The organism is Vibrio genomosp. F10 str. 9ZD137, from assembly GCF_049974785.1.
Taxonomy (GTDB): Bacteria; Pseudomonadota; Gammaproteobacteria; order Enterobacterales; family Vibrionaceae; genus Vibrio.
The window spans coordinates 1-3,469 of sequence record NZ_JBNGCJ010000652.1 but is presented as its reverse complement, the minus strand read 5'-3'; the positions used below and the strand labels follow the sequence as shown (position 1 = coordinate 3,469).

Genomic DNA, 3,469 nt, shown 5'->3' with positions numbered 1-3,469 from the left:
GGCGCACTATGTGGAGACAGCAATCTAGCGAAGCTGCTACCCCTGCTGAGGTAATGATAGTCTCATGTTCAATAAATAGAGGGTTTGGATCAAAATTCACCTTAGGAAATTGCTGCTGAAATTGTTCGGAAAACGCCCAATGGCTTGTGGCACGTTTTCCATCGAGAACGCCAGCACATGCAAGTACATAAGACCCGAGGCAGAGTCCTACTAGTAGCTTACCTTTCCCATGATGCTCTATTAGCGCCTCTAGAAGTTGTTCACTTGGCTTTGGCAGATCATTTGGCCAGCTTGGAACAATCACAATATCCGCCTCTTTAATAGCGCTCAAATCTCTATCGATCACCACACCAAATCCTGAGCTTGTTTCCAATGGCGAGCTTTTTTCGCTACAGATTTTCAAGTCAAACCGAGGCGGCTGATCGAAAAAGATATCTTGAAACACCATACAGGGTACAGAGAGATGAAAAGCACTGATCCCTTCAAAGGCAATCAAAGTGATTTTGACTAACTCGGTTGATTTCTCCATATTTGTCTCGATTTGCGCGAATATTGACTTTCGAGACAGTATGGCAAGGTTACCGAAAATAGCATACTAAATCACATAGAGAATATGACTCATGAGTGAATTTAGAGAGGTATTATGAAGATCCATCACCTACGTAGCGCAACTTTTATCATTGAATCTGGCGAAAAATTTATCCTTATTGATCCTATGTTGGGGAAAAAAGGCTCTATGCCTCCGTTTTCAGTCATTAAGGCTAAGGCCGCGAAAAATCCAACGGTTGCGATGCCAAGCAATGCAGATGAGCTGCTAAACAAGGTTACTCATACCCTAATTACTCATAGCCAAACATTTGGTATCAAGGCGTTGCAACACGGTGATCACCTAGATCCCGCTGGTGAGACGTTTTTAACAAGTCGTAATATCCCAGTTGCGACACCAGCCAAAGATAAAGCCTACCTAGAAAAATACGGCTTAACGGTAAAATGGGGAATTGAAGATTGGCAAACTATCGACGTTTTAGGCGGAAAACTAACTGCAGTTCCTGCTTTACACGGTCATGGATGGATTCATAAGCTAATGGCAAATGGCGTCGGATTTTTCTTAGAGCTTCCCAATGAACCCTCTATCTATATTAGCGGAGATACGGTTCTAACCGATGATGTAAGACGAGCTTTGAATGAGTTAAAACCCGACATCACAGTGGTGGCAGCAGGCCGTGCTCGTATGGATGTTGGTCAACCGTTATTGATGTCTATTGATGAGGTCATGGAGTTTATTCGCCTTTCCCCTAATAAGGTGGTTGCGAACCATATGGAGGCACTCAATCACTGTGCAGTGACTCGACCAATTCTTAAAGAAGCAATTGATAAAAACGGTTTGTCAGATAAAGTCCTTATTCCTGCTGATGGTGAGACCTTGGAGTTTTAGATACCTGAACTAATCCGGTGACTCCCGATTTAAGTAAATAGTCTAAATGATTTCTGTCCAAAAGTGAGTTTCAAAACGATCAATCTTTAGTGTCAATAACATGAGGTCGAGCAAAATCAAGACGGTCTGAGATCAATATATTGCCCTCCGACGATTAAAGTCATGAGCGTTCATTCAACGAACGCTTTTCGTCATTTTAGCGGGGGTTATGCTTCGTGAAATTCTTCATATCTATTGAACATGGCGTAGCTGGCAAAATCGGTACAAGGTTTAATTGGTGCTTGGTCGGCGTACGGCTTAAAGGGGCTACTCAACAATGCTTTTTTGGCTTGACTAAAAATCAGTCTTTCATGGTCCATTAACTCGCCTAAATACTGACCCTCTGGGCCATAGATTTCGCCTTCAACAACCTTGGCAATATGTTTACCTTGGTTTGTCCAAAGATCTTCCCCATCGATATAACCAAAAGATTTACCGCCCCAAGTCCAAACTGATTTCATAGACATACCTTTTTACACGTAATGCATCTACGTAATGCCGTCACGTAATGTACTGTTAAGCCGTAATAAAGTGGTCATAATTTACGCTAAATGAACACCTTAACCATGAGCGCTGACCATATCAAAAAGAAGGAGAACATTGGAATGGATGGGAATACTTTGTTACATGTTTCTTGGTGGCATAAGCGTGTCGATAAATGGACGCTTCACGATTAAAGTCGGATATCCAGTATGTTTGTTTGGGGGACGGTATCAAGGGTGTTTAGCATTGCTTTAGTAAGAATGATTGATTAACAATTGATAGACCTACTTGCGACTCTGATTTAGATTAGCGCTTAAGCTAGAATTTTATGTTTTCATATTGTTTACATCACACGACAAGGAAATACAGATGATCAGACTCGCTGTCATTGGAACGAACTGGATCACCGATCAATTTATTGAGGCGGCTCTATCGACGGGGCTCTATCAGCTATCAGGCGTTTACTCGCGAAGTCTTGAGAGTGCACAGCAGTTTTCAGAGAAATATGCTTCACCCAAACTGTTTACCGATTTTGAAGCCTTAGCTCACTCGACGCTGATTGATGCCGTTTACATCGCCAGTCCAAACTCTTTTCATGCTCCACAAGCAAAGCGTCTTCTTGAGGCGAAAAAACACGTTATTTGTGAAAAGCCACTGGCTTCAAATTATGCGTTAGCAGAGCAACTTTACCAAACTGCGAAAGACAATGAAGTCGTGCTGTTTGAAGCTTTCATGACACCGCATATCCCCAACTTCAAGGTGTTAGAACAACAACTGACCACCATTGGTTCGTTAAGAAAAGCGACCATCAGCTACTGTCAGTACTCTTCTCGCTATCCGAAGTACCTTAACGGGGAAAACCCGAATACTTTCAACCCAGCATTTTCCAATGGCTCGGTTATGGACATTGGCTATTACTGTGTTGGCGCCGCGATAGCACTGTTCGGAGAGCCTAAATCAATCAGTGCTCAAGCTCACTTACTTGACTCAGGTGTTGATGGTAATGGCACTATTGTTTTCCAATACTCAGGCTTTGATGTGGTGATTAACCATTCCAAAACCAGTGATTCTTATTTACCCAGTGAATTTCAGGGTGAAGAGGCCGCTTTGCACGTTGATATGATTTCCATTTGTAATTCAGTGATAAAAATCACCCGTGGAGGCGACAAGCAAGACCTCAGTGTTGAGCAAACAGCAAACCGAATGGTTTACGAAGCAAAAGTGTTCGCTCAGCAGGCTTTGGAAAATTCGATGAACGAACAACACACTGCGCGTTCTTTGCTGGTGGCTAAAGTGCTCACAGAAATACGCCGTCAAACAGGGGTGGTTTTTCCAACTGATCCAGCTTGATTGAATTGCGTGATAACGGCATTCCCTGTTATCGTGCGCGTAAGATTTAATGTTGTTTAAGAGATATGAATATGCAAGCTGAAGTAAAATGGGTTGAAGAGTTTAAGTTCTTGGGTCAATCCCAGTCTGGTCATTCTATCGTTATGGATGGTAATGGTGGAG

General features: G+C 42.6%; 4 protein-coding genes and 1 pseudogene. 3 read left to right on the top strand and 2 right to left on the bottom strand.

Annotated features, from left to right (window positions below; genetic code table 11):
• Positions 1-529 (bottom strand): AraC family transcriptional regulator (locus tag ACP45E_RS15860; protein ID WP_017037836.1); only part of this gene is annotated, 529 nt, incomplete at its 3' end.
• A gap of 114 nt (positions 530-643) precedes the next feature.
• Between ACP45E_RS15860 and ACP45E_RS15855 the strand changes: the two genes are divergently transcribed.
• Positions 644-1,435: an MBL fold metallo-hydrolase gene (locus tag ACP45E_RS15855; protein WP_017037835.1), complete on the top strand. Its 792-nt coding sequence runs from the start codon at positions 644-646 to the stop codon at positions 1,433-1,435.
• A gap of 206 nt (positions 1,436-1,641) precedes the next feature.
• Here ACP45E_RS15855 and ACP45E_RS15850 read toward each other — a convergent pair whose 3' ends face one another.
• Positions 1,642-1,935 carry a 4-fold beta flower protein gene (locus tag ACP45E_RS15850; RefSeq protein WP_017037834.1) on the bottom strand — a complete coding sequence of 98 codons (294 nt, stop codon included), beginning with the start codon at positions 1,933-1,935 and terminating at the stop codon, positions 1,642-1,644.
• Positions 1,936-2,326: 391 nt separating this feature from the next.
• Here ACP45E_RS15850 and ACP45E_RS15845 point away from each other — a divergent pair, with 391 nt between their 5' ends.
• Together ACP45E_RS15845 and ACP45E_RS15840 are read left to right on the top strand one after the other, a co-directional pair.
• A complete protein-coding gene (locus ACP45E_RS15845; protein WP_069585220.1) occupies positions 2,327-3,307 on the top strand; it encodes a Gfo/Idh/MocA family protein in 981 nt (326 codons plus the stop codon).
• A 71-nt stretch (positions 3,308-3,378) separates the two neighbouring features.
• Positions 3,379-3,469, top strand: a pseudogene (locus ACP45E_RS15840) (OsmC family protein); the annotation flags it as partial.